The organism is Streptomyces sp. NPDC085932, from assembly GCF_044540525.1.
GTDB classification, from domain to species: domain Bacteria; phylum Actinomycetota; class Actinomycetes; order Streptomycetales; family Streptomycetaceae; genus Streptomyces; species Streptomyces levis.
Genome location: NZ_JBITSJ010000002.1, coordinates 521,800 through 548,313 on the forward strand (window position 1 = coordinate 521,800; position 26,514 = coordinate 548,313).

Below are 26,514 nucleotides of genomic sequence, written 5' to 3' on the forward strand. Positions count from 1 at the left end.
GTCGGCCACGGTCCGGCCCGTCGGCCGGATTCCTCGCGGACTCAGCACAGGGAAGGCCGGTACAGGGAAGGTCGGTACGGGGAGGCCGGGGCCGGGAGGACCGGCACCGGGAAGAGTCAGTACAGCGGCTGACCGATCCCCAGCAGGTTCCCCTCGCTGTCGCGGAACCAGGCGCCGCGTTCACCCCGTGCCCCCTTGCTCGGGTAGTGCCCCTCGACCTCGGCGATCCCGTCCTCGGTGCGGAAGCCGGGCAGGTCGACCTCCTCGAAGACGACCCCGCGCCGCTTCAGCTCCGCCACGACGCCGTCGATGTCGTCGACCTCCAAGGCCATCTGCGTGAAGGTGCCGGGCGAGGCCCCCGTCGACCGGAACAGCGCGAACTCTCCGCCGCCGCACCGGTACAGCAGCCCGCCGGGCCGTTCGTCGACCGGTTCCAGGCCGAGTGTGTCGGCGTAGAAGCGCCGCGCCCGGTCCAGGTCCTGCGCCGGGAGCCGGGTCGCCACACGGGCCCCGGCCAGCACGGCCGTGTCGTCAGCGTCCATCTCTCCACTGTGCCCCGGAATGTGCCGTGAGGGCGGCCCGGAGGGAGAATCGGGAGTGTCAGCCGTACATCGCCGAACGACGGAGAGGTGGCGAGGGACATGGCTGAACACCCGCACGCGGCGCTGGTCCGCAAGGGATTCGAGGCCTTCTCGCGCGGAGACATGGACACCCTGCGCGGCTTGATGGCGGGGGACGCCACCCACCACGTGCCCGGAGACCACCCGTTGTCGGGCGACTTCAAGGGGGTCGACTCGATCATCGAGATGTACGAGCGACTCGGCGCCGAGACCGAAGGGACGATGCGCGCCGAACTGATCGGCATCGCCGTCGACGGCCGCGGCCACGCGGTCGGCATGACCCGCTTCACCGCCGAACGCAACGGCAGGCACCTCGACGACACCGGGTGCATCATCTTCCGGATCGTGGGCGACAAGGTCACCGACCTCGACGAGTGCGTCGAGGACATCGACGAGAACAACGCGTTCTGGTCCTGAACACGCCGAGGGCCGGGCGCCCTCCCATGGGGAACAGGAGGAGACCCGGCCTACGGTTCACAACTGGTGGATCCGCGCCCGCGTGGCGAACGCAGGCCGCGCGCGGATCCGAGGGGTGCCGGACGGGAGCGGATGAGAGAGGGCCCGCTCGATTCCCTCCGGCGTCACATCAAACGTCAGCCCTTGAGCGCGGCGACCTTCTGAGCCAGCGCCGACTTCTTGTTGGCAGCCTGGTTCTTGTGGATGACGCCCTTCGAGACGGCCTTGTCGAGCTGGCGCGCGGCAGCGCGCTGGTACTCGGTGGCCTTCTCCACGTCACCCGCGGCAGCGGCCTCACGGGCCTTGCGGATCGCGGTCTTGAGGGAGGACTTGACGGCCTTGTTGCGCAGCCGCGCCTTCTCGTTGGTCTTGATCCGCTTGATCTGGGACTTGATGTTCGCCACGAATGAGCCTTTTCAGGTTCTGGCACGGGCCGTACGAGGCCGCACGGATCCGCGCCGGGTGATTTCTTGAGGTCGTGCCTCCTGCGAGAGGGCATGAGACACAGCCACCCAGGCTACCAGCGGGTGCATTCCCGGCCCAAACCCGTCCATGGTCCCCACCCGTGGGACGATGGAGGCTACGTATCGATCCGACCCGAGACCGCAGACACTGCGGACGCCTCAAGAATCAGGACCCTGCGTGCCCGCGATCCCCAGCCACGTGCCCGAGCCGAGCCGTACCGACCCGGCTCTGATCCGCAATTTCTGCATCATCGCGCACATCGACCACGGCAAGTCCACGCTCGCCGACCGGATGCTCCAGCTGACCGGAGTGGTCGAGCAGCGGCAGATGCGCGCCCAGTACCTCGACCGCATGGACATCGAGCGCGAGCGTGGCATCACGATCAAGTCTCAGGCGGTGCGTCTGCCGTGGGCCCCGACCCACGACAAGACCAACACGCACATCCTGAACATGATCGACACGCCGGGGCACGTCGACTTCACCTACGAGGTCTCGCGGTCGCTCGCCGCCTGCGAGGGCACGATCCTCCTGGTCGACGCCGCCCAGGGCATCGAGGCGCAGACCCTCGCCAACCTGTACCTGGCGATGGAGAACGACCTCACGATCATCCCGGTGCTGAACAAGATCGACCTGCCGGCCGCGCAGCCCGAGAAGTTCGCCGAGGAGCTCGCGCACCTCATCGGGTGCGACCCGGGCGACGTGCTCAAGGTCTCCGCCAAGACCGGGCTCGGTGTCGAGGCGCTGCTGGACAAGGTCGTGGAGCAGGTCCCGGCCCCGGTCGGCGTCAAGGACGCCCCGGCCCGCGCGATGATCTTCGACTCCGTCTACGACTCCTACCGGGGTGTGGTCACGTACGTCCGTGTCATCGACGGGCAGCTCAACAAGCGCGAGCGCATCAAGATGATGTCCACGGGCGCCACGCACGAGCTGCTGGAGATCGGCACGAACTCGCCGGAGATGCTCGGCGCCGACGGCCTCGGCGTCGGCGAGGTGGGCTACCTGATCACCGGTGTGAAGGACGTCCGCCAGTCCAAGGTCGGTGACACCGTCACCAGCCAGTCCAAGGGCGCCACCGAGCCCCTCGGCGGCTACAAGGACCCCAAGCCCATGGTCTTCTCGGGCCTGTATCCGCTGGACGGCTCGGACTACCCCGAGCTGCGCGAGGCCCTGGACAAGCTCCAGCTCAACGACGCCGCGCTGGTCTACGAGCCGGAGACCTCCGCCGCGCTCGGCTTCGGCTTCCGCGTCGGCTTCCTGGGCCTGCTGCACCTGGACGTGATCCGCGAGCGGCTGGAGCGCGAGTTCGGGCTCGACCTGATCGCCACCGCGCCGAACGTGGTCTACCGCGTGGTCATGGAGGACGGCAGCGAGCACACGGTCACCAACCCGAGCGAGTTCCCCGAGGGCAAGATCTCCGAGGTCTACGAGCCGGTCGTCCGGGCCACGATCCTGGCGCCGAGCGAGTTCATCGGCTCGATCATGGAGCTGTGCCAGACCCGGCGCGGCACCCTGCTGGGCATGGACTACCTCTCCGAGGACCGGGTCGAGATCCGCTACACCCTGCCCCTCGCGGAGATCGTCTTCGACTTCTTCGACCAGCTGAAGTCCAAGACCCGCGGCTACGCCTCACTCGACTACGAGCCCACCGGCGAGCAGACCTCCAGCCTGGTCAAGGTCGACATCCTGCTGCACGGCGACAAGGTGGACGCCTTCTCGGCGATCACCCACCAGGACCAGGCGTACGCGTACGGCGTGCGGCTCGTCGCCAAGCTCAAGGAACTCATCCCGCGGCAGGCCTTCGAGGTGCCGGTCCAGGCCGCCATCGGCTCCCGGGTCATCGCCCGCGAGACCATCCGCGCCATCCGCAAGGACGTCCTCGCCAAGTGCTACGGCGGTGACATCTCCCGCAAGCGGAAGCTGCTGGAGAAGCAGAAGGAAGGCAAGAAGCGGATGAAGATGGTGGGTTCCGTGGAAGTTCCGCAGGAGGCCTTCATCGCGGTCCTGTCGAGCGATGACAGCGCGGGATCGGGCAAGGGCAAGAAGTAATCACGGATTACCGTGGGTTACACCCCAAACCGGGTAGAACAGGGGCCCGCCGTGCGAAAGTGCGGCGGGCCCTGCGCGTCCACGGGGTAGCTCTCTGTACGAAGTGACAGGCCGCGGACCCTTACGCGGGGGCCGGTCGGCCTTTACTCTGATCCCTGCTCGATAGTTACTCACGAGTTAAACAACGGGGTGTGCGTTGCGCCTCGTGACGCCTCGTGAGTGCCCACCAGCCGCACCTGAGCCAGCCGCACTGTCGCGGGCCCCGGAGGATGTCGTGAGCGACACACAGACTTTGATCGAGAACCGTCCGCCGTCCGTGGCGGGCCTCTTCCTGGAGCGCGTGACGGCCACGCCGGACGCGGAGGCCTACCGGTATCCGGTCCCCTCATCGTCCGGACAGGGGCCGGACGAGTGGAAGTCGCTGAGCTGGGCGCAGGCCGCCGAACGGGTCTTCGCCATCGCGGCGGGCCTGATCGAGCTGGGCGCGCAGCCCGAGCAGCGGGTCGCGCTCGCCTCCAGCACCCGGGTCGAGTGGATCCTGGCCGACCTCGGCATCATGTGCGCCGGTGCCGCCACGACCACGGTGTATCCGCAGACCAACGCCGACGAGTCGGCGTACATCCTGTCGGACTCCGAGAGCCGGGTGCTCATCGCGGAGAACGCCGAGCAGCTGGCCAAGGCCAAGGAGAAGCGCGCCGAGCTGCCCGAGCTGACCCATGTCGTGGTGATCGACGCGGCCGGCGCCGAGACCGCCGACTGGATCCTCACCCTGGACGAGCTGGAGAAGCGCGGCGCCGCCCGGCTGGAGAAGGATCCCGACCTGATCAAGGAGCGGGTCGGCGCGATCACCAAGGACCAGCTCGCCACCCTCATCTACACCTCCGGCACCACCGGCCGCCCCAAGGGCGTGCGGCTGCCGCACGACAACTGGTCGTACATGGCGAAGGCGATCGCCGCGACGGGGCTGGTCAGCGGCGAGGACGTGCAGTACCTGTGGCTGCCGCTCGCGCACGTCTTCGGCAAGGTGCTGACCTCCGGCCAGATCGAGGTCGGGCACGTCACCGCCGTCGACGGCCGCGTCGACAAGATCATCGAGAATCTGCCGGTGGTGCAGCCGACGTACATGGCGGCCGTGCCGCGCATCTTCGAGAAGGTCTACAACGGCGTCGCCGCCAAGGCCCGGGCGGGCGGCGGAGCCAAGTACAAGATCTTCCAGTGGGCCGCCGAGGTCGCCCGCGAGTACGCCAAGGTGTCCCAGGACAACTTCCGGCGCACCGGCACCGCGACCGTGCCGTTCGGCCTGAGCGCCAAGCACAAGGTCGCCGACACCCTGGTGTACGCCAAGATCCGCGAGGCCTTCGGCGGCAACCTGCGGGCCTGCGTCTCCGGCTCGGCCGCCCTCGCGCCCGAGATCGGCTACTTCTTCGCCGGCGCCGGCATCCACATCCTGGAGGGCTACGGCCTCACCGAGTCCTCGGCGGCGTCCTTCGTCAACCCGGGCGAGGCCTACCGCACGGGCACGGTCGGCAAGCCGCTGCCCGGCACCGAGGTGCGCATCGCCGACGACGGCGAGATCCTGCTGCGCGGCCCCGGCATCATGGAGGGCTACCACAAGCTGCCCGAGAAGACCGCCGAGGTGCTGGAGCCGGACGGCTGGTTCCACACCGGTGACATCGGCGAGCTGTCGCCCGACGGCTACCTGAGGATCACCGACCGCAAGAAGGACCTCATCAAGACGTCCGGCGGCAAGTACATCGCGCCGGCGGAGGTCGAGGGGCAGTTCAAGGCGGTGTGCCCGTACGTGTCGAACATCCTCGTGCACGGCGCCGACCGGAACTTCTGCACGGCCCTCATCGCACTCGACGAGATCGCCATCACCGAGTGGGCCAAGGAGCACGGCCTCGAAGGCAAGTCGTACGCGGAGATCGTCGCGGCGCCGCAGACCGTGGAGATGGTCGACGGGTACGTGAAGCAGCTCAACGAGGGGCTGCAGCGCTGGCAGACCATCAAGAAGTTCCGGCTGCTGCCGCGGGACCTCGACGTCGAGCACGGCGAGATCACGCCGAGCCTGAAGCTGAAGCGGCCCGTCGTGGAGCGGGAGTACAAGCACCTGATCGAGGAGATGTACGAGGGCTCGCGCGAGGCGTGAGTCCCCGCGCCCCTAGGAGACGTCACCCACCCGGCGCCGCAGCTCCCGGACCTCCGCCCTGAGGCGCTCCACCTCTCTGCCCTTGCGGTAGAGGTCCAGGAAGACGCTGACCTTGGCCCTGAGCACCCACGGGTCGAAGGGCTTGGTCACGTAGTCGGCGGCGCCCGTGGCGTAGCCGCGGAAGGCGTAGCCCGAGTCGTCGTCCGCCCCGGTCAGGAAGATGATCGGCACGTCCCGGGTCTGGGTCAGGCGTTTGATGTGGGCGGCCGTCTCGAAGCCGTCCATGCCGGGCATGCGGATGTCCAGCAGGATCAGCGCGATCGGCCGGCGCAGGAGGGCCTTCATGGCCTCCTCGCCGGAACGGGCGCGCACCAGCGGCTCGTTGAGGGAGGCGAGAACGGCCTCCAGGGCGGTCAGGTTGTCCTCCATGTCGTCGACCAGGAGGATCCCGGCGCGTTCGTCGTGGGTGTCCGCGCTGCTCATGCCTCTTCTTCCGTGCCGTCCGGGTCCAGCAGTGCGCACACGACCGTCAGCAGCCGGTCGATGTCCACCGGCTTGGGCACGTAGTCGTTGGCGCCGCGGGCGATGGACTTCTCCCGGTCACCGGGCATCGCCTTGGCGGTCAGCGCCACGATCGGCAGGTCCGCCCAGCGGGGTGTGCGGCGGATGGCGGAGATGGTCTCGTAGCCGTCCATCTCCGGCATCATGATGTCCATCAGGACCAGTTCGACGTCGGCGCTGCGCTCCAGCGTCTCGATGCCCTCGCGGCCGTTCTCCGCGTAGAGCACGCTCATGCCGACCCGGCCCAGGACGTGCGTGAGGGCGAAGACGTTGCGGATGTCGTCGTCCACGATCAGCACCTGCCGGCCGGACAGGATCCGGCCCGGCCTGCCGGACGTCCACGCCTCCAGCTTGGTGGGGGCGGGCCAGGCGTCGTCCGCGTCGGACCCGCCCGGGAACGGGCCGGCGGACGGCTGGAGCGGCAGGGGCAACGCGGCAGGGACCTCCGGGACCGGCGCGGGCGCCGTGTGGCCGGGGCTGACGACCGGGACGTACAGGGTGAACGTCGAACCCTTGCCGGGTTCGCTCTCGGCGACGATCCGGCCGCCGAGCAGGCCCGCGATCTCCCGGCTGATGGACAGGCCGAGCCCCGTGCCGCCGTACTTGCGGTTGGTGGTGCCGTCGGCCTGCTGGAACGCCTCGAATATCACCGGGAGTTTCTCCGGCGCGATGCCGATGCCCGTGTCGGACACGGCGAACGCGATGACGTCGTCGGTGTCGCGGACCACCCCGCTGTCGGCGTCGTTCGTGCGGGCGGATGCCCAGCGGCGCTCGGCGTCCTGCACCCGGCGCACGCGCAGCTCCACCTTGCCCGTCGCGGTGAACTTGATCGCGTTGGAGAGCAGGTTGCGCAGGATCTGCTGCAGGCGCTGCTCGTCCGAGTACATCTCGCGCGGGATGTCCTCGCCGACCGCCACCTCGAAGGCCAGACCCCGGTCGAGGGTGAGCGGGCGGAAGGTGGCGTGGACGTAGTCGAGCAGCTTGATCAGGGGGAGCCGCTTGGGGCGTACGTCCATCCGGCCCGCCTCGATCTTCGACAGGTCCAGGATGTCGTTGATCAGCTGGAGCAGGTCCGAGCCCGAGCGGTGGATCGTCGTCGCGAACTGCACCTCCTGGTCCGAGAGATGCCCGTCCGGGTTGTCGGAGAGCAGCCGGGCGAGGATCAGCAGGGAGTTCAGCGGGGTGCGCAGCTCGTGCGACATGTTCGCCAGGAACTCCGACTTGTACTGCGAGGACGTGGCCAGCAGGGCGGCCTTCTCCTCCAGTTCGGCGTTGGAGCGCTGCAACTCGCCTTGCTGCTTCTGCAGTTCGTCCGAGCGCTCCTGGAGCTGCATGGCCAGGCGCTGGGACTCGCCGAGCAGGGACTCCGTGCGGGAGTTGGCGATGATCGTGTTGATGGCGACGCCGATGGTGTTGACGAACTGGTCGAAGAAGGCCAGGTGCACATCGGAGAAGCGGGAGAAGGAGGCGAGCTCGATGACGCCGAGGAGCTTGTCCTCGAAGAGGATCGGGATGATCACGATGGTCGTGGGCGCCGCCTCGCCGAGCCCGCTGTTGATCTTGATGTAGTCGGGCGGGGCGCCCTCCACCAGGATCCGCTTCTTCTCCCGGGCCGCCTGCGCGACCAGGCCGTGCACGGGCAGTCCGCCGGTCTCGACGGTCGCGTCCTGGGCGGCGCCGTAGCCGGCGATGAACGCCAGCCCCTTGGTGGGGACCGTCGCGCCGTCCTCCTCGGGATCGGCCAGGTAGAACGCGCCGTACTGGGCGTTCACCAGCGGGGTCAGCTCCCGGAGTATCAGGTCGGCGACCTCCATCAGGTCGCGGTGGCCCTGCATCAGGGCGGCGAGGCGGGCCAGGTTGGATTCCAGCCAGTCCTTCGCCCGGGTGGTCTCGCGCAGGTTGGCCACCATCAGGTTGATGTTGTCCTTCAGCTCGGCGACCTCACCCTGCGTCTCCACCGTGATCGAGCGCGACATGTCGCCCTGGGCCACGGCCGAGGCGACCTCGGCGATCGCGCGGACCTGGGTGGTGAGGTTGGAGGCGAGCTCGTTGACGTTCGTCGTCAGGCGCTTCCAGGTGCCGTAGACGCCCTCGACCCGGGCCTGGCCGCCGAGCCGCCCCTCGGAGCCGACCTCGCGGGCGACGCGCGTGACCTCCGAGGAGAAGGAGGACAGCGTGTCGACCATGGTGTTGATGGTGGTCTTCAGCTCCAGGATCTCGCCGCGCGCGTCCACGTCGATCTTGCGGGACAGGTCGCCCTGGGCCACGGCCGTGGCGACCTGGGCGATGTTGCGCACCTGCGAGGTGAGGTTGTCGGCCATGTAGTTGACGTTGTCCGTGAGGTCCCGCCAGACGCCCGAGACGCCCAGCACCTGGGCCCGGCCGCCGAGCCGCCCGTCGGTGCCGACCTCGCGGGCCACCCGCGTCACCTCGTCGGCGAAGGCGCGCAGCTGCTCCACCATCGTGTTGACGGTGTCCTTCAGTTCGAGGATCTCGCCCCGGGCGTCGACCGTGATCTTCTTCGACAGATCCCCGTTGGCCACGGCGGTGGTGACCTGGGCGATGTTGCGGACCTGCGAGGTCAGGTTCAGCGCCATGAAGTTGACGTTGTCGGTGAGGTCCTTCCAGACGCCGGAGACGCCCCGGACCTGCGCCTGGCCGCCGAGGTTGCCCTCGGTGCCGACCTCGCGGGCCACGCGGGTCACTTCGTCGGCGAAGGCGGAGAGTTGGTCGACCATCGTGTTGATCGTGGACTTCAGCTCCAGGATCTCGCCCTTGGCCTCCACCGTGATCTTCTTGCCGAGGTCGCCCTGGGCGACGGCGGTGGACACGAGCGCGATGTTGCGGACCTGCGAGGTGAGGTTGTCCGCCATGAAGTTGACGTTGTCGGTGAGGTCCTTCCAGACGCCGGAGACGCCCCGGACCTGGGCCCGGCCGCCGAGGTTGCCCTCGGTGCCGACCTCGCGGGCGACCCGGGTCACTTCGTCGGCGAAGGCGGAGAGCTGGTCGACCATCGTGTTGATCGTGGACTTCAGCTCCAGGATCTCGCCCTGCGCGTCGACCGTGATCTTCTGCGACAGGTCACCGTTGGCGACGGCCGTCGTCACCTGGGCGATGTTGCGGACCTGCGAGGTCAGGTTCGACGCCATGAAGTTGACGTTGTCGGTGAGGTCCTTCCAGACGCCGGAGACGCCCCGCACCTGCGCCCGGCCGCCGAGCCGGCCCTCCGTGCCCACCTCGCGGGCCACGCGGGTGACCTCGTCGGCGAAGGCGGAGAGCTGGTCGACCATCGTGTTGACGGTCAGCTTCAGTTCCAGCAGTTCGCCGGTCGCCTCGACCGTGACCGTACGGGTCAGGTCGCCGCGCGCCACCGCCGTCGTCACGGCCGCGATGTCCCGCACCTGGGCCGTCAACCGGGACGCCATCGTGTTGACGGCCTCGGTCACGTCCCGCCAACTGCCCGACAGCCCCTGCACCTTGGCGCGCCCCCCGAGCCGCCCCTCGGTGCCCACCTCGCGGGCGACCCGCGTCACCTCGCCGGTGAACAGGGACAGCTGGTCCACCATCTTGTTCACGGCCCGGCCCATGCGGCGCAGGTCGCCGCGCAACTGCCGGGTCCCGTCGTGCAGATCGACCCGCTGGGTCAGATCGCCGCCGGCCACCGCGTCCAGCACGCGCGTGGCGTTCGCCGCCGGGGCGACCAGGGCGTCGAGCAACTGGTTCACGTCGTCGACCCGGGAGGTCCACAGGCCCTGCCCCGGGCTGGCCGACAGCCGCTCGTCGAGGCGGCCGTGGCGCACCAGTTCGCGTCTGACCCGCCGCACCTCGCCGGTGAAGTGGACGCTGCGGTCCATGATCTGGTTGAAGACCGCGGTGAGTTCGGCCACCATGCCGTGGCCGGTTTCCGGCACTTTGGTGAAGTCGCCGTCGCGGGCGGCCGTCATGGCCGCGAGCAGGGGACGCAGATCGGATGCACGAATCTGACCGTCTTCGTGCCGGTCTTCGACCACAGGAGTAGCACGGTTCTCACTCATGGCGGCCCACTTCGGTAACTCGGCGCTTATGGGCGCGGTCAGTCTGTCACTCTGTCGGCATCGACTGTGGCGTATTCGTACGAACTGCCCGGGGAGCCGTCCATGGGGGCCATTCCGATGCAACGGGAGACCGCTGCCCGTGCCTCAGATGCGCCTGCACACGCTGGGGAGACGTCCGTGCCCGTTCAGGAGGGGCCCGTTCTCGAGGAACCCGCGCCGGCCGTGCGTGAGCGCGCGCGGGCGTACGCGACACTGCCCGGCAGCTCGGTCGCGCCGGGAGCCGCCCGCGCCCTGGTGCGTGAGGCGCTCGCCGAGTGGGCCGGGCTCGGCGCGCCCGGCGCCGAGCACCTGACCGGCGGCCTCCGCGACGACGCCACGCTCGTCGTCAGCGAACTCGTCACCAACGCCGTCGTGCACGCCGGCACCGACGTCGAGCTGGAGTGCCGGCTGGAGGGCGACGCCCCGGAGACGGCCGCCCTCGTCGTCGAGGTCTCCGACCACCACCCGTCGCGCGCCCCGCGCGGCGGCGAGCCGGAGACGCCGTACGACACCCCGGAGTACGGGCGCGGCCTGCGGCTCGTCGGCGCGCTCTGCGAGGCCTGGGGGATCACGTACCGCACCGGCCGGAAGACGGTGTGGGCGCGGCTGCCCGCCGTGGGGTGCACGGCCGGGGAGCAGATCGAGGCGTACGCCGGGGAACGCGCGCTGGCGCGCGATCTACGGGTGGCCGAGATCCTGGCGCCGGAGCCACCCCGCGGCGACGCGGACGGCACGGCCGGGGCCGTACGGGACTCCCCCCGTCCGCGCGACGTCCCCGACCGGCGCGGCTTCGGCGACCGGCGCGACTTCCCGGATCCGCGGGACTTCCCGGACCAGCGGGACTCACCCGACGGGCGGGGCTCGGCCGACGGGCGGGGTTCGGCCGACCGGCGGGACTCTCTCGATCAACGGGACTCTCCCGTCCGGCCGGACGCTCCCGACCGGCGGGACTCTCCCGACCGGCGGGACTCTCCCGACCGGCGGGACTCTCCCGACCGGCAGGACGCTGCCGACCCGCGTGACTCGGCCGTCCTGCGTGACTGGAGTGACCTGCGGGACTGGCGGGACCGGTACGAGAACCCCGACGGGCGCGACGGGCCCGACGGCTCCTGGCTCGGCCGCGGAGCCCTGTCCTTCCTCGCGGAGGCCTCGGACCTGCTCGCCGGGCAGCTCGACGAGGACCTGGTCGCCGCCCTCGCCGGACAGCTGATCGTGCCGCGGCTGGCCGACTGGTGCGCCGTCTGGCTGGAGGACGAGGCCACCGGCGGCGGCTGGAGCGGCGGGGCGGGCGGTCCCCGGCTGGCCCGGGTCTGGCACGGCAGTGAGAACCGCATCGAGGAGCTGCGCCGGACCCTGGAGAAGGAGCCGCCGCCCCCGTCCGACCCCGCGGGCTCCGGGCCCGTCGTGTGCCCGTGGCCCGGCGAGGCGCTCGGCGACGCCCCGGGGGAGTCCGGCTCGGCCCTGGCGTACCGGCTGGTCGCCGGGGGACGCCCGCTCGGCACCCTGGTCATCGGGCGGTCCGGCACCGCCGGCTTCCCCGACGAGATCACCGGCCTCGTCGAGGACCTCGCCCGCCGGGTGGCCCTGGCCATCGGCGCCGCCCGCCAGTACGCCCGTCAGGCCACCATCAGCGCCGTCCTGCAGCGCGGCCTGCTGCCCGGGGCCGTCGCCGAGATCCCCGGCGTGCGCAGCGCCCTCGTCTACGAGCCCTGCGACAAGGGCGGGCCCAGCGGCGACTTCTACGACCTGTTCCCGGCCGGCGACGGCCGCTGGTGCTTCGCCGTCGGCGACGTCCAGGGCAAGGGGCCCGAGGCGGCCGTCGTCATCGGCCTGGCCCGGCCCTGGCTGCGGCTGCTCGCCCGCGAGGGCTACCGGGTGGCCGACGTCCTCGACCGTCTCAACCAGCTCCTGCTCGACGACGCCACGGAGGCCGCGGACGCGGCGGCCCGGGCCCTGGTGGCGGCGGGCGCACGGCCGACCCCGCCCGGCGACGGCCCCCAGACGCGCTTCCTGTCCCTGCTCTACGGCGAGCTGATCCCCTTCGACGGCGGCATCCGCTGCACCGTCGCCTCCGCCGGGCACCCGCTGCCGCTGCGGCTCGGGGCGGGCGGCGAGGTCCACGCGTGCGCGCAGCCGCAGACCCTGCTGGGCGTCCTGGAGGACGCCACGTACACCAGCGAGACCTTCGAGCTGCGCTCCGGCGACACGCTGCTGTGCGTCACCGACGGCGTCACCGAGCGCCGCTCCGGCTCCCGCCAGTTCGACGACGGGGACGGGCTCGCGGCGGCGCTGGCCGGGTGCGCGGGCCTGGACGCGGAGCTCATAGCGGAAAGGATCCAGCGGCTCGTGCACGAGTTCGGGGCGCGACCCCCGGCGGACGATCTGGCGCTGCTGGTGCTCCAGGCGGAGTGAACCCCGCCCCGGACGGGACACCGCGCGGGTGCTGGACAATGGAAGGCATGCCTTCCGCTCTCCCCGACGGCGAGCCCGTCCCCGAGGACGGCGCGCTGCCCGCGTCCGCCCTCGCCGGGGCCGCCGCCCGCCCGCTCGGGTTCTACCTGCACGTCCCGTACTGCGCCACGCGCTGCGGCTACTGCGACTTCAACACCTACACCGCCACCGAGCTGCGCGGCACCGGCGGTGTGCTCGCCTCCCGCGACAACTACGCCGAGACCCTCGTCGACGAGATCCGCCTGGCCCGCAAGGTCCTCGGGGACGACCCGCGCCCCGTCCGCACGGTGTTCGTGGGCGGCGGCACGCCGACGCTGCTGGACGCCGGCGACCTCGTCCGGATGCTGGAGGCCGTCCGGGACGAGTTCGGGCTCGCGCCGGACGCCGAGGTCACGACGGAGGCCAACCCGGAGTCGGTCGACCCGGCCTATCTGGCGACCCTGCGCGAGGGGGGCTTCAACCGGATCTCCTTCGGGATGCAGAGCGCGCGGCAGCACGTGCTGAAGGTGCTGGACCGCACGCACACGCCCGGGCGTCCGGAGGCGTGCGTCGCGGAGGCCCGGGCGGCCGGGTTCGAGCACGTCAACCTCGACCTGATCTACGGCACGCCGGGGGAGTCGGACGACGACTGGCGGGCGTCGCTGGACGCGGTGCTGGGGGCCGGGCCGGACCACGTCAGCGCCTACGCGCTGATCGTCGAGGAGGGGACGCAGCTGGCGCGGCGGATCCGCCGGGGCGAGGTGCCGACGACCGACGACGACGTGCACGCCGACCGGTACCTGATCGCGGACGAGGTGCTCTCGGGCGCCGGGTTCGACTGGTACGAGGTGTCGAACTGGGCGACCTCAGCGGCGGGGCGGTGCCTGCACAACGAGCTGTACTGGCGGGGGGCCGACTGGTGGGGGGCCGGGCCCGGGGCGCACAGCCACGTGGGCGGGGTGCGGTGGTGGAACGTGAAGCACCCGGGCGCGTACGCGGCGGCGCTGGCGGCCGGACGTTCGCCCGGGGCCGGGCGTGAGGTGCTCTCGGAGGAGGACCGGCGGGTCGAGCGGATCCTGCTGGAGCTGCGGCTGCGGGACGGAGTACCGCTGGCGCTGCTGCGGGCGGACGGGCTGGCGGCGTCGCGCAGGGCCCTGGCCGACGGCCTGCTCCAGGAGGAGCCGTATGCGCGGGGGCGGGCCGTGCTGACCCTGCGCGGGCGGTTGCTGGCCGACGGCGTGGTGCGCGATCTCGTGGACTGAGCGAGCGCCGGCCTAGGCCGCCGTCACGAAGTCGATCAGTTCCTCCACCCGGCCCAGCAGCTCCGGCTCCAGGTCCTTGTACGAGTGGACCCCCGACAGGATCCGCTGCCAGGCCGCGCCCGTGTTCTGCGGCCAGCCCAGGGCACGGCACACGCCCGTCTTCCAGTCCTGGCCCCGCGGGACCCGGGGCCAGGACCCGATGCCGAGGGACGACGGCTTCACCGCCTCCCAGATGTCGATGTACGGGTGGCCCACCACCAGCGCGTGCTCGCTCGTCACCGACTGCGCGATGTGCCACTCCTTGGAGCCCGGCACGAGGTGGTCGACCAGGACGCCGAGGCGCGCGTCCGGGCCGGGGGCGAAGGACTCGACGATCGACGGCAGGTCGTCGACGCCCTCCAGGTACTCCACCACCACGCCCTCGATGCGCAGGTCGTCGCCCCACACCTTCTCGACCAGCTCGGCGTCGTGCCGGCCCTCGACGTAGATGCGGCCGGCCCGGGCCACGCGCGCGCGTGCGCCGGGGACGGCCACCGAGCCGGAGGCCGTGCGCGTGGGCCGCGCCGGGGCGCCCGGCGAGGGGCGGACCAGTGTCACCACCCTGCCCTCCAGGAGGAAGCCGCGCGGCTCCATCGGGAACACGCGGTGCTTGCCGAAGCGGTCCTCCAGCGTCACCGTGCCCGCCTCGCAGCGGACGACCGCCCCGCAGAAGCCGGTGCCGGGCTCCTCGACCACCAGGCCCGGTTCCGCCGGGACCTCGGGGACCGGCTTCGGCTTCTTCCACGGCGGGGTCAGATCGGTCGAGTACTGGCGCATTCGCATGACGATAGGGAAAGCCGCCGGACGGTCACGACGACACGCCGAAACGCGCCGCCAGCGCGTCCCGTTGGGCCCGGACGAACGCCGCGTCCACCACCGCTCCGTGACCGGGCACGTACAGCGCGTCCTCGCCGCCCAGGGCGAGCAGCCGGTCCAGCGCGGCCGGCCACTGCGACGGCACCGCGTCCGGGCCGGCCTGGGGCTCGCCCGACTCCTCGACCAGGTCGCCGCAGAACACCACCTCCGGATCGCCCGGCACCAGCACCGCCAGGTCGTGCGCGGTGTGCCCCGGACCCACGTTCGCCAGCAGCACCTGGCAGCCGCCGCCCAGGTCGAGCGTCCACTCGCCGGAGACCAGGTGGCGGGGCGGGACCAGCCGGTCCGCCGACTCGCGCGCCACGGTCTCCGCCAGGCCGTTGCGCACCGCGTCCGCGCACAGCTCCTCGCGGTCCCGCGCTCGGCTCAGCACCGCGTCCACGCCGACCGCCCCGAACGTCTCCGCGTCCTCGAACGCGGCCGCCCCGAAGACATGGTCGAAGTGGGGATGGGTCAGCGCGAGATGTGTCACACGGCGACCGGTGAGCGCCCGCGCCTGCGCACGCACCCGCGCGCCCTCGGCCGGGCTCGACCCGGCGTCGATCACGAGGACCGCCCCCTCGCCGGCGACCAGTCCCGCCGTGCAGTCCCACACCGGCAGCCGGCACCGGCCCACCCCGGCGGCCAGGCGCTCCCACCCGGCCTCTTCCCAAGTCACCGTCATACCGCGACGCTAGCGGTGCGCCCCGCCCGGGGCACGACGCCGCACGACCAGCCTTGCCGGAGGCGTACCCCACCGCCGTACACTGGGCCGGGGAACGTTGGCACTCGCACGCGCAGAGTGCCAGGCCGCGAGTGGCAGGCAACGGGCGGACGACTTCTGGAGGTGTGCGCGGTGCTCAGTGAACGCAGGCTTCAGGTGCTGCGCGCCATCGTCCAGGACTACGTCGGCACCGAGGAGCCGGTCGGCTCCAAGGCCCTCACCGAGCGGCACAACCTCGGAGTCTCCCCGGCGACCGTGCGCAACGACATGGCGGCCCTGGAGGACGAGGGATACATCGCCCAGCCGCACACCAGTGCCGGGCGCATCCCCACCGACAAGGGCTACCGCCTGTTCGTCGACAAGCTCGCCGGCGTCAAGCCCATGACGGCTCCCGAGCGGCGCGCGATCCAGAACTTCCTGGAGGGCGCCGTCGACCTCGACGACGTCGTGGCGCGCACGGTGCGGCTGCTCGCGCAGCTCACGCGCCAGGTCGCCGTCGTGCAGTACCCGTCGCTGACCCGGTCCACCGTGCGGCACGTGGAGCTGCTCTCCCTGGCGCCCGCGCGGGTGATGCTCGTGCTGATCACGGACACCGGGCGGGTCGAGCAGCGGGTCGTCGACTGCCCGGCGCCCTTCGGCGAGGCCTCGCTCGCGGATCTGCGTGCGCGCCTCAACAGCCGGGTGGCGAACCGCCGTTTCGCGGATGTGCCGAGTCTGGTGGAGGATCTCCCGGAGGCTTTCGAGCACGAGGACCGGGGTACGGTCTCCACGGTGCTCTCCACACTCCTGGAGACGCTCGTCGAGGAGAACGAGGAGCGGCTGATGATCGGCGGCACCGCCAATCTGACCCGCTTCGGTCATGACTTCCCCCTCACGATCCGGCCGGTGCTGGAGGCGCTGGAGGAGCAGGTCGTGCTCCTCAAGCTGCTCGGCGAGGCGAAGGATCCGGGCGTGACCGTCCGTATCGGTCACGAGAACGCCCACGAAGGACTCAACTCCACGTCCGTCGTGTCGGTCGGCTACGGTTCGGGCGGCGAGGCAGTCGCCAAGCTCGGCGTGGTCGGACCGACCCGCATGGACTACCCGGGAACGATGGGAGCGGTACGCGCAGTGGCACGGTACGTCGGACAGATCCTGGCGGAGTCGTAGTGGCCACGGACTACTACGCCGTACTCGGCGTGCGCCGCGACGCGTCGCAGGAAGAGATCAAGAAGGCCTTCCGGCGGCTCGCCCGCGAGCTGCACCCGGACGTCAACCCCGATCCGAAGACCCAGGAGCGGTTCAAGGAGATCAACGCCGCCTACGAGGTGCTGTCGGACCCGCAGAAGAAGCAGGTCTACGACCTCGGCGGCGACCCGCTCTCGCAGTCCGGCGGCGCCGGCGCGGGCGGCTTCGGAGCCGGCGGCTTCGGGAACTTCTCGGACATCATGGACGCGTTCTTCGGTACGGCGTCGCAGCGCGGACCGCGCTCGCGCACCCGCCGCGGCCAGGACGCCATGATCCGCATCGAGGTGGAGCTCGACGAGGCGGCCTTCGGCACGACGAAGGACATCCAGGTCGACACCGCCGTCGTCTGCAACACCTGCAACGGCGAGGGCGCCGCCCCGGGCACCTCCGCGCAGACGTGCGACATGTGCCGCGGCCGCGGTGAGGTGTCACAGGTGACCCGGTCCTTCCTGGGCCAGGTCATGACGTCCCGCCCGTGCCCGCAGTGCCAGGGCTTCGGCACGGTCGTCCCGACGCCGTGCCCCGAGTGCGCGGGCGACGGCCGGGTGCGCTCGCGCCGCACCCTCACGGTCAAGATCCCGGCCGGTGTGGACAACGGCACGCGCATCCAGCTCGCCGGCGAGGGCGAGGTCGGGCCCGGCGGCGGTCCCGCGGGCGACCTCTACGTCGAGATCCACGAGCTGCCGCACGCGCAGTTCCAGCGCCGCGGCGACGACCTGCACTGCACGGTCACGCTGCCGATGACGGCGGCCGCCCTCGGCACGAAGGTGCCGCTGGAGACGCTCGACGGCATGGAGGAGGTCGACATCCGACCGGGCACCCAGTCCGGCCAGTCGATCCCGCTGCACGGCCGGGGCGTCACGCACCTGCGCGGCGGCGGACGCGGCGACCTCATCGTGCACGTCGAGGTCCAGACCCCGACCAAGCTCGACCCCGAGCAGGAGCGCCTCCTGCGGGAACTGTCCAAGCTGCGCGGCGAGGAACGGCCGACGGGCCAGTTCCAGCCGGGTCAGCAGGGGCTGTTCTCGCGGCTGAAGGACGCCTTCAACGGCCGCTGACGCGAGGGCCGGCAGGGGTGCGGAAGCGGTAGTTCCTCTGGTCTATGCCACACGGCAGGCCGGATTCGGAGTTGTCCGGAGGACGTGACAACATGCGGTCATGTCCTCCGCACTGACCGATCTCTTCCCGCTCCCGATCGTGCAGGCCCCCATGGCGGGCGGCGTCTCCGTGCCGAAGCTCGCCGCCGCCGTGTGCGAAGCGGGCGGGCTCGGGTTCCTCGCCGCCGGGTACAAGACCGCCGACGGGATGTACCAGGAGATCAAGCAGCTGAGGAGCCTCACCGGCCGGCCCTTCGGGGTCAACCTCTTCATGCCGCAGCCGGAGTACGCCGACCCCGCCGCCGTCGACGTCTACGCCCACCAGCTGTCCGGCGAGGCCACCTGGTACGAGGCCGAGCTCGGCGACCCGGAGAGCGGCCGGGACGACGGCTACGAGACCAAACTCGCGGTGCTCCGCGACAACCCCGTCCCGGTGGTGTCGTTCCACTTCGGCGTGCCGCACCGCGAGGTGGTCGACGCCCTGCACCGGGTCGGCACCTTCGTCCTGGCCACCGCCACCACCCCCGACGAGGCCCGGGCCGTCGAGCGGGCCGGCGCGGACGCCGTGATCGCGCAGGGCGTCGAGGCGGGCGGCCACCAGGGCACCCACCGGGACGTCCCCGAGACGGACGGCTCCGGCCTCGGCCTGCTGACCCTGGTCGCGCAGGTCCGGGAGGCCGTCGGCATCCCGATCGTCGCCGCCGGCGGCATCATGCGCGGCGGCCAGATCGCCGCGGTCCTCGCGGCCGGTGCCCACGCGGCCCAGCTGGGCACGGCCTTCCTCGCCACGCACGAGTCCGGCGCGCACGCCCTGCACAAGCAGGCGCTGACCAACCCGCTGTTCGTGCGGACCGAGTTGACCCGGGCCTTCTCGGGCCGCCCGGCGCGCGGGCTCGTCAACCGCTTCCTGCGCGAGCACGGCCCGTACGCGCCCGCCGCCTACCCCGAGATCCACCACCTCACCTCGCCGCTGCGCAAGGCCGCCGCCAAGGCCGGGGACGCGCAGGGCATGGCGCTGTGGGCCGGGCAGGGCCACCGGATGGCCCGGGAACTGCCCGCCGGACAGCTGACGGAGGTCCTGGCCGCCGAACTCGCCGCCGCCAGGACAGCGTTGTCGGGCGGGGGCGTCGCGGGCGGAGGCGTGCGATGACCGCGCCGGTGTTCGTCGTCGAGCACTTCGACGCGGGCCGCGGCGGACGGTACGTCCTGGACGGGCCGGAAGGGCGGCACGCCGTGTCCGTGAAGCGGCTGCGGCCCGGGGAGGACGTGATCCTCACCGACGGGGCCGGGCGCTGGGCGGACTGCGTGGTGCTCGGCACCGAGGGCAAGGACCGGCTGATCGTCCAGCTGGACTCGGTCGGCGAGGAGTCCCCGGAGCAGCCGCGGGTGACCGTCGTGCAGGCGCTGCCCAAGGGCGACCGCGGGGAGCTGGCCGTCGAGACCATGACCGAGGTCGGCGTCGACGCCGTCGTGCCGTGGGCCGCGGCCCGCTGCATCACGCAGTGGAAGGGCGAGCGCGGGGCGAAGGCGCTCGCCAAGTGGCGGGCCACCGCGCGGGAGGCCGGCAAGCAGTCGCGCCGGGTGCGCTTCCCGGAGGTCGCCGACGCGGCCACGACCCAGCAGGTCGCCGCGCTGCTGCGCGAGGCCGACTTCGCCGCGGTGCTCCACGAGAGCGGCGACGTCCCGCTGGCCACGGCCGAGTTGCCGGCCGCCGGTGAGATCGTCCTGGTCGTGGGGCCCGAGGGGGGCGTGGCGCCGGAGGAACTGGCGCTGTTCGAGGAGGCGGGGGCCGGGGCGTACCGCCTCGGGCGCAGCGTGCTGCGCACATCGACTGCCGGGACGGCGGCCGCGGCCGTCCTCCTGGCGCGTACCGGCCGCTGGTCCTGAACCCCCTGGAGGCACCGTGGAACTCGCCCAAGTACGCCTGCTCGTCACCGACTTCGCCGCGTGTTACCGCTTCTACGGCGACGTCCTCGGCCTCAAGCCGCAGTCGGGCGCCAGTGAGGGCCCGTACGAGAAGTTCAGCCCCGCGGTCGGCTCCGCCGGGATCGCGCTGCAGGACCGGTCGATGATGGCCGAGGTGCTCGACGAGGTGGGGGACGCGGCCACCGGGCACCGGTCCCTGGTGGTGCTGCGGGTGGACGCGCTGGACGCGTACTGCGAGGAGATCACGCTGCGCGGCGCCACGGTCCTGCACGGGCCGGCGCCCCTGACGGACCGGATGCGGGTCGCCCATCTCAAGGACCCCGAGGGCAACTTGGTGGAGCTCCAGGAGTGGCTGCTGCTGCGCGGTTGACGCCTTTGCGCCCTACCGCGCCGCCCCCGTCGATGGCAGGCTGCCCTTCATGGGGGCTTCGAGGAGGTTTCGGCGGGGGCCGCGCGGGCGGCGGGCGGCCGGGGCAGCGGTGTTCGCGGTCGTCGCCGTGGGCGGCGCCGTCGCCTGCGAGCCGGGCGGCGGCATCAGTACCGCGGCCGTCGCGTACACCACGGACGAGACCGTGACCCGGGAACTCGACCGTCAGAAGGCGGGCGTGCGCTGGCTCAGCTGCACCGCCTCCTACGGCGACAGCGGCCGGAACACGAAGGCGTCGCCCTCGGCGAGCGAGAACACCGTCGCGACCGTCGACTGCGAGGGCGAGACCGACGACGGCAAGGACATCACCGTCGACGGCAAGGTCACCCACGCGGTGGACGGGGCCTGTGTGCGCGGGAACATCACCGCCAAGGTCGACGGCAAGGTGTGGTTCCAGGTCGACGGGCTCGGCGACTGCGACGCCACCAGCCCGTCCCCCGTCGGCGGCGGACCCACGAACGACCGGCCGGGGCCCACCGTCACGGTGACCGTCACCCAGACCATCTGGTGCGACCGGTACCCGGACTGCCGCCCTGTCGAGGGCAAGTGATCCGAACCCGTTCCGCGCGGCGCCCTCGCTGCATAGGGTGATCAGGTGACATCGCCTGCTTACCTCCGCTTCCCGCACGTGCACGGCGACCTGGTCGCCTTCACCGCCGAGGACGACGTGTGGCTCGCGCCGCTCGACGGTGGCCGGGCCTGGCGGGTCAGCGCCGACAACACGCCGGTGACCCACCCCCGCATCTCGCCCGACGGCACCACCGTCGCCTGGACCTCCACCCGCGACGGCGCCCCGGAGGTGCTCGTTGCCCCGGTCGACGGTGGCCCCGCCAAGCGCCTGACCCACTGGGGCAGTTCGAAGACCCAGGTGCGTGGCTGGACGCCCGGCGGCGAGGTCCTGGCGATCAGCTCCCACGGCCAGGCCAGCCTGCGCCGCACCTGGGCGCGCGCCGTCCCGCTGGACGGCGGCCCGGCCGCCGTCCTGCCGTACGGGCCGGTCGGCCACGTCGCGTACGGGCCGCACACGGTGCTGCTGTCCGCGCCGATGGGGCGCGAGGCGGCCTGGTGGAAGCGGTACCGGGGCGGCACGGCGGGCAAGTTGTGGATCGATCGCGAGGGCGACGGCGAGTTCGTCCGGCTGCACGAGGACCTCGACGGCAACATCGAGGACCCGCTGTGGGTGGGCGACCGGGTCGCGTTCCTCTCCGACCACGAGGGCACCGGCGCGCTCTACTCCTCCCTCGCCGACGGCTCCGACCTGCGCCGGCACACGCCTCTCGACGGCTTCTACGCCCGGCACGCGGCCACCGACGGCAGCCGTGTCGTCTGGTCCAGCGCGGGTGAACTCTGGCTGCTGGACGACCTGGACGGGGCCGAGCCGCGCCGGCTCGACGTGCGCCTCGGCGGGCAGCGCGTCGACCTGCAGCCGTTCCCGGTGAACGCCTCCCGCTGGTTCGGATCGGCCTCCCCGGACCACACCGCGCGCGGCAGTGCCGTCTCCGTGCGCGGCACCGTGCACTGGGTCACCCACCGCTCCGGTCCGGCCCGCGCCCTGGCCGCCACACCCGGTGTCCGGGCCCGGCTGCCGCGGACCTTCCGCGCCGACGGCGAGGAGTGGGTGGTGTGGGTGACGGACGCCGAGGGCGACGACGCCCTGGAGTTCGCCCCCGCCACCGGCCTCGCCCCGGGCGCGACCCCGCGCCGGCTCGCCGCCGGGCAGCTCGGCAGGGTGCTGGACCTCGCCATGGCCCCCGACGGCAGCCGGGCCGCCGTGGCCTCCCACGACGGGCGGCTGCTGCTCGTGGAGCGGGAGACCGGCGAGGTGCGGGAGGTCGACCGCAGCGAGGACGGCGACGTGTCCGGGCTGGTCTTCTCGCCCGACTCGGCCTGGCTCGCCTGGTCCCACCCCGGCCCGCGGCCCCTGAGCCAGCTGAAGCTCGCCAACACCACCGACCTGTCGGTCACCGAGGCGACCCCGCTGCGCTTCCAGGACTACGCCCCCGCGTTCACGGCGGACGGCAAGCACCTCGCGTTCCTGTCGACCCGCTCCTTCGACCCGGTCTACGACGAGCACGTCTTCGACCTGGCCTTCGTCGAGGGCGCCCGGCCGCACCTCATCACGCTCGCGGCGACCACCCCCTCCCCGTTCGGCCCGCAGCGGCACGGCCGCTCCTTCGAGGCGCCCGACCGGGAGGAGACGCCCGACAGCGAGGGCACCCCCACCACCCGCATCGACCTGGAGGGCCTGGCCGACCGCATCGTGCCCTTCCCGGTGGAGGCCGCCCGCTACTCCAACCTGCGGGCCGCCAAGGACGGCGTGCTGTGGCTGCGCCACCCGGTCGCCGGTGTCCTCGGCGCGTCCCGTGCCACCCCGGACGACCCCGAGCCGAAGACCGAGCTGGAGCGCTACGACCTCGCCCAGCAGCGCGTCGAGCATCTCGCCGTCGACGCCGACCACTTCGAGGTCAGCGGTGACGGCAAGCGGGTGCTGCTGTGGACCGACGGGCGCCTGAAGGTCGTGCCCAGCGACCGGCGCGCCTCCGGGGACGACGACAGCGACAGCAACATCACCGTCGACCTGAGCCGGGTCCGCCAGATGATCGACCCCGCCGCCGAGTGGCGGCAGATGTTCGACGAGAACGGCCGCATCATGCGCGACCACTTCTGGCGGCCGGACATGAGCGGCGTCGACTGGGAGGGCGTGCTCGACCGCTACCGCCCGGTCGTGGAGCGGCTCGCCACCCACGACGACCTCGTCGACCTGCTGTGGGAGGTCCAAGGCGAACTCGGCACGTCTCACGCCTACGTCACCCCGCGCGGCGGATCCGGCGGCGGCCCCCGCCAGGGCCTGCTCGGCGCCGACCTCTCCCGCCACGAGGACGGCACCTGGCGCGTCGACCGCATCCTGCCCTCGGAGACCTCCGACCCGGACGCCCGCAGCCCGCTGGCCGCACCCGGCGTCGCGGTACGCCCCGGGGACGCCGTCGTGGCGGTCGCGGGGCAGCCCGTCGACCCCGTCACCGGCCCCGGCCCGCTGCTGATCGGCACGGCGAACAAGCCGGTGGAGCTGACCATCTCCCCGTCCGGCGGCGGCGACCCCCGGCACGCCGTCGTCGTCCCGGTCGCCGACGAGGAACCGCTGCGGTACCACGCCTGGGTCGCCGACCGCCGCGCCTACGTCCACGAGAAGTCCGGCGGCCGCCTCGGCTACCTCCACGTCCCGGACATGCAGGCGCCCGGCTGGGCGCAGATCCACCGCGACCTGCGCGTCGAGGTGGCCCGCGAGGGGCTGGTCGTCGACGTCCGCGAGAACCGCGGCGGCCACACCTCCCAGCTCGTCGTGGAGAAACTGGCCCGCCGCGTCGTCGGCTGGGACCTGCCCCGCGGCATGCGCGCCGAGAGCTACCCGCGCGACGCGCCCCGCGGCCCGGTCGTCGCCGTCGCCAACGAGTTCTCCGGCTCCGACGGCGACATCGTCAACGCCGCGATCAAGGCCCTCGGCATCGGCCCCGTGGTCGGCACCCGCACCTGGGGCGGCGTCATCGGCATCGACAGCCGTTACCGCCTGGTCGACGGCACGCTGGTCACCCAGCCGAAGTACGCGTTCTGGCTGGAGGGGTACGGGTGGGGCGTGGAGAACCACGGCGTCGACCCGGACGTGGAGGTCGTCCAGCGCCCGCAGGACCACGCGGCGGGCAGGGACGCGCAACTGGACGAGGCGATCCGACTGGCCCTGGAGGCGCTGGAGGCCAGTCCGGCGAAGACGCCCCCGGCCCTGCCGACCCTCTAGGACACGGCCAGGGGCCGAACCGCCCTACCGGACGGCGATACGATGCCGACTGCGATCACACCGCCCAGACTTCGGAGGTAACCGAATGGCCGGGGAACCCCAGGACGACTGCCTGTTCTGCAAGATCGTCGCAGGCACCATCCCGGCGACGATCGTCCGCCAGACGGAGACGACCCTCGCCTTCCGCGACATCAATCCGCAGGCTCCCACGCACGTCCTGGTCATCCCCAAGGCGCACTACGAGAACGCCGGTGCCCTCGCCGCCGCCGACCCGGCCCTCACCGCGGACGTGCTCCGCGAGGCCCGGGCCGTCGCCGACGAGGAGAAGCTCGACAGCTACCGCCTCGTCTTCAACACCGGCAGCGGCGCCGGCCAGACCGTCTGGCACGTGCACGGCCACGTCCTCGGCGGCCGCGGCCTCGAATGGCCCCCGGGGTAACCGCCTTGTCCGTACGCGAACTCGTCGTCCTCGGCACCGCCAGCCAGGTCCCGACCCGGCACCGCAACCACAACGGCTACCTGCTGCGCTGGGACGGCGAGGGCATCCTGTTCGACCCCGGCGAGGGCACGCAGCGCCAGATGCTGCGCGCCGGGGTCGCCGCGCACGACCTGAACCGGATCTGCGTCACCCACTTTCACGGGGACCACAGCCTGGGCCTCGCCGGAGTGATCCAGCGCATCAACCTCGACCAGGTCCCGCACGGGATCACCGCCCACTACCCCCGCTCCGGGCAGCGCTTCTTCGACCGGCTCCGGTACGCCACCGCCTACCGCGAGACCGTCGGCATCACCGAGGCGCCGGTCGACGCCGACGGGCCCCTCGCCCGCGCCGGCGGCTACACGCTGGAGGCCCGCAAGCTGTCGCACCCGGTCGAGTCCTACGGCTACCGCCTCGTCGAGCCCGACGGCCGCCGCATGCTGCCCGAGCGGCTCGCCGCGCACGGGGTGAAGGGCCCGGACGTGGGGCGGATCCAGCGTGAGGGCTCGCTCGGCGGGGTCACCCTGGAGGACGTCAGCGAGGTGCGGCGCGGACAGCGGTTCGCGTTCGTCATGGACACCCGGCTGTGCGACGGCGTGTACGCGCTGGCCGAGGGCTGCGACCTGCTCGTCATCGAGTCGACCTTCCTCGACGAGGACGAGCGACTGGCCGTGGAGCACGGCCACCTGACGGCAGGTCAGGCGGCGCGGGTGGCGCGGGAGAGTGGGGTGCGGCACCTGGTGCTGACCCACTTCAGCCAGCGCTACACCGATCCGGACGAGTTCGAGCGGCAGGCGCGGGCCGCCGGGTACGAGGGCGAGCTGACCGTCGCCCACGACCTCCTCCGGGTGCCGGTTCCGAAGCGTCGGTGAAACGCCCGTACGATGCATTGATGCCCATCCCCAAAGCCGAACTGCACCTTCACATCGAAGGGACCCTGGAGCCGGAACTCGCCTTCGAGCTCGCCACGCGCAACGGCCTCACGCTGCCCTGTGCCGACACGGACGAGCTGCGCGAGGCCTACCGCTTCGAGGACCTCCAGTCGTTCCTGAACCTGTACTACGAGCTCATGGCCGTCCTGCGCACCGAGCGGGACTTCGAGGACCTGGCGAACGAGTACCTCGCCCGGGCCGCCGCGCAGGGCGTGCGGCACGCGGAGATCTTCTTCGACCCGCAGGCCCACACCGGCCGCGGTCTGGAGCTCGGCACGGTCGTCGAGGGGCTGTGGCGGGCGCTGGGACGCAGCGAGGAGAACCACGGCGTCTCGACCCGGCTGATCCTGTGCTTCCTGCGCGACGAGTCCGCCGAGTCGGCCCTGGCGACCCTGGAGGCGGCCAAGCCCTACCTGGACCGGATCACCGGCGTCGGGCTGGACTCGGCGGAGGTCGGGCACCCGCCGGTGAAGTTCCGCGAGGTCTACGAGGCGGCCGCCGCCCTGGGACTGCGGCGGGTCGCCCACGCGGGCGAGGAGGGGCCCCCGGAGTACATCACCGAGGCGCTGGACGTGCTCGGCGTCGAGCGGGTCGACCACGGGCTGCGCTGCGTGGAGGACCCGGCGCTGGTGGAGCGGCTGGTGCGGGACCGGGTGCCGCTGACGCTGTGCCCGCTGTCGAACGTCCGGCTGCGTACCGTCGACACCCTCGCCGACCATCCGCTGCCCGCCATGCTGGACGCCGGCCTGATGTGCACGGTCAACTCCGACGACCCGGCCTACTTCGGCGGCTACGCCGGGGACAACTTCGACGCCGTGCGCGCGACCCTCGGCCTGGAGGAGGAGCGGCTGCGCGAGCTGGCCCGCAACTCCTTCCTCGCCTCCTTCCTGGAGGACGACGAGGAACTGCGGGCGCGGTACCTCGCCGAGGTCGAGGCGTACACCTTCTCCTAGACCG

21 protein-coding genes are annotated in these 26,514 nt (G+C 72.0%); 15 read left to right on the forward strand and 6 right to left on the reverse strand.

Going from position 1 to position 26,514, the window contains the following annotated elements:
• Positions 1-116: 116 nt before the first annotated feature.
• Positions 117-542 carry a VOC family protein gene (locus ACIGAQ_RS11540; protein ID WP_399781548.1) on the reverse strand — a complete coding sequence of 142 codons (426 nt, stop codon included), beginning with the start codon at positions 540-542 and terminating at the stop codon, positions 117-119.
• Between the two features lie 99 nt (positions 543-641).
• Here ACIGAQ_RS11540 and ACIGAQ_RS11545 point away from each other — a divergent pair, with 99 nt between their 5' ends.
• Positions 642-1,037 (forward strand): nuclear transport factor 2 family protein, encoded by a 396-nt coding sequence (locus ACIGAQ_RS11545; RefSeq protein ID WP_362274690.1) that lies wholly within the window; start codon positions 642-644, stop codon positions 1,035-1,037.
• Positions 1,038-1,213: 176 nt separating this feature from the next.
• Here the strand turns inward: ACIGAQ_RS11545 and rpsT are convergent, their stop codons facing one another.
• The gene (gene rpsT / locus ACIGAQ_RS11550) at positions 1,214-1,480 is read right to left on the reverse strand and encodes a 30S ribosomal protein S20 (protein WP_010042013.1); all 267 of its coding nucleotides are present in this window, start codon (positions 1,478-1,480) and stop codon (positions 1,214-1,216) included.
• Positions 1,481-1,718: 238 nt separating this feature from the next.
• On the opposite strand from rpsT, the gene lepA reads away from it, so the two are divergent.
• Both lepA and ACIGAQ_RS11560 read left to right on the forward strand, forming a co-directional pair.
• Entirely contained in the window at positions 1,719-3,587 is a 1,869-nt protein-coding gene (gene lepA / locus ACIGAQ_RS11555; RefSeq protein WP_399781553.1) for a translation elongation factor 4, read from the forward strand.
• Positions 3,588-3,861: 274 nt separating this feature from the next.
• The gene (locus tag ACIGAQ_RS11560; RefSeq protein WP_399781556.1) at positions 3,862-5,736 is read left to right on the forward strand and encodes an AMP-dependent synthetase/ligase; all 1,875 of its coding nucleotides are present in this window, start codon (positions 3,862-3,864) and stop codon (positions 5,734-5,736) included.
• Positions 5,737-5,748: 12 nt separating this feature from the next.
• Here the strand turns inward: ACIGAQ_RS11560 and ACIGAQ_RS11565 are convergent, their stop codons facing one another.
• Both ACIGAQ_RS11565 and ACIGAQ_RS11570 read right to left on the reverse strand, forming a co-directional pair.
• Complete coding sequence (locus ACIGAQ_RS11565) at positions 5,749-6,219, reverse strand: response regulator (RefSeq protein WP_311686836.1); 471 nt, start codon at positions 6,217-6,219, stop codon at positions 5,749-5,751.
• Positions 6,216-10,241 (reverse strand): HAMP domain-containing protein, encoded by a 4,026-nt coding sequence (locus ACIGAQ_RS11570; RefSeq protein WP_399781559.1) that lies wholly within the window; start codon positions 10,239-10,241, stop codon positions 6,216-6,218. The genes ACIGAQ_RS11565 and ACIGAQ_RS11570 overlap by 4 nt, the downstream gene beginning before the upstream one ends.
• Before the next feature lie 192 nt (positions 10,242-10,433).
• Here ACIGAQ_RS11570 and ACIGAQ_RS11575 point away from each other — a divergent pair, with 192 nt between their 5' ends.
• Positions 10,434-12,782 carry a SpoIIE family protein phosphatase gene (locus tag ACIGAQ_RS11575; protein WP_399781562.1) on the forward strand — a complete coding sequence of 783 codons (2,349 nt, stop codon included), beginning with the start codon at positions 10,434-10,436 and terminating at the stop codon, positions 12,780-12,782.
• Between the two features lie 47 nt (positions 12,783-12,829).
• Positions 12,830-14,062 (forward strand): radical SAM family heme chaperone HemW, encoded by a 1,233-nt coding sequence (gene hemW, locus ACIGAQ_RS11580; RefSeq protein WP_362274678.1) that lies wholly within the window; start codon positions 12,830-12,832, stop codon positions 14,060-14,062.
• A 12-nt stretch (positions 14,063-14,074) separates the two neighbouring features.
• Here the strand turns inward: hemW and ACIGAQ_RS11585 are convergent, their stop codons facing one another.
• Positions 14,075-14,878, reverse strand: coding sequence for a DUF3097 domain-containing protein (locus tag ACIGAQ_RS11585; protein WP_399781565.1), 804 nt, complete (start codon positions 14,876-14,878; stop codon positions 14,075-14,077).
• A gap of 31 nt (positions 14,879-14,909) precedes the next feature.
• On the reverse strand, positions 14,910-15,641 hold the full coding sequence (locus ACIGAQ_RS11590) for an MBL fold metallo-hydrolase (protein ID WP_362274675.1): 732 nt from the start codon (positions 15,639-15,641) through the stop codon (positions 14,910-14,912).
• Positions 15,642-15,812: 171 nt separating this feature from the next.
• Between ACIGAQ_RS11590 and hrcA the strand changes: the two genes are divergently transcribed.
• From hrcA to ACIGAQ_RS11640, 10 genes are all read left to right on the forward strand, one after another.
• Positions 15,813-16,829 carry a heat-inducible transcriptional repressor HrcA gene (hrcA, locus tag ACIGAQ_RS11595; protein ID WP_031111606.1) on the forward strand — a complete coding sequence of 339 codons (1,017 nt, stop codon included), beginning with the start codon at positions 15,813-15,815 and terminating at the stop codon, positions 16,827-16,829.
• Positions 16,829-17,965, forward strand: a complete 1,137-nt coding sequence (gene dnaJ, locus ACIGAQ_RS11600; RefSeq protein ID WP_311686826.1) for a molecular chaperone DnaJ — start codon at positions 16,829-16,831, stop codon at positions 17,963-17,965. Before hrcA ends, dnaJ begins: the two co-directional genes overlap by 1 nt.
• A gap of 100 nt (positions 17,966-18,065) precedes the next feature.
• Positions 18,066-19,154, forward strand: coding sequence for a nitronate monooxygenase (locus ACIGAQ_RS11605; RefSeq protein WP_399781570.1), 1,089 nt, complete (start codon positions 18,066-18,068; stop codon positions 19,152-19,154).
• Entirely contained in the window at positions 19,151-19,891 is a 741-nt protein-coding gene (locus ACIGAQ_RS11610) for a 16S rRNA (uracil(1498)-N(3))-methyltransferase (RefSeq protein ID WP_399781573.1), read from the forward strand. The genes ACIGAQ_RS11605 and ACIGAQ_RS11610 overlap by 4 nt, the downstream gene beginning before the upstream one ends.
• Positions 19,892-19,907: 16 nt before the next feature.
• On the forward strand, positions 19,908-20,300 hold the full coding sequence (locus ACIGAQ_RS11615) for a VOC family protein (protein WP_311686820.1): 393 nt from the start codon (positions 19,908-19,910) through the stop codon (positions 20,298-20,300).
• Positions 20,301-20,349: 49 nt separating this feature from the next.
• Entirely contained in the window at positions 20,350-20,907 is a 558-nt protein-coding gene (locus tag ACIGAQ_RS11620) for a hypothetical protein (RefSeq protein WP_399781576.1), read from the forward strand.
• A 90-nt stretch (positions 20,908-20,997) separates the two neighbouring features.
• Positions 20,998-24,147, forward strand: a complete 3,150-nt coding sequence (locus ACIGAQ_RS11625) for a S41 family peptidase (RefSeq protein ID WP_394814335.1) — start codon at positions 20,998-21,000, stop codon at positions 24,145-24,147.
• Positions 24,148-24,232: 85 nt separating this feature from the next.
• Positions 24,233-24,586 carry a histidine triad nucleotide-binding protein gene (locus ACIGAQ_RS11630; RefSeq protein ID WP_362274661.1) on the forward strand — a complete coding sequence of 118 codons (354 nt, stop codon included), beginning with the start codon at positions 24,233-24,235 and terminating at the stop codon, positions 24,584-24,586.
• A 5-nt stretch (positions 24,587-24,591) separates the two neighbouring features.
• Positions 24,592-25,497 carry a ribonuclease Z gene (locus tag ACIGAQ_RS11635; protein ID WP_399781579.1) on the forward strand — a complete coding sequence of 302 codons (906 nt, stop codon included), beginning with the start codon at positions 24,592-24,594 and terminating at the stop codon, positions 25,495-25,497.
• A 20-nt stretch (positions 25,498-25,517) separates the two neighbouring features.
• Entirely contained in the window at positions 25,518-26,510 is a 993-nt protein-coding gene (locus tag ACIGAQ_RS11640; protein WP_311686810.1) for an adenosine deaminase, read from the forward strand.
• Positions 26,511-26,514: the final 4 nt, after the last annotated feature.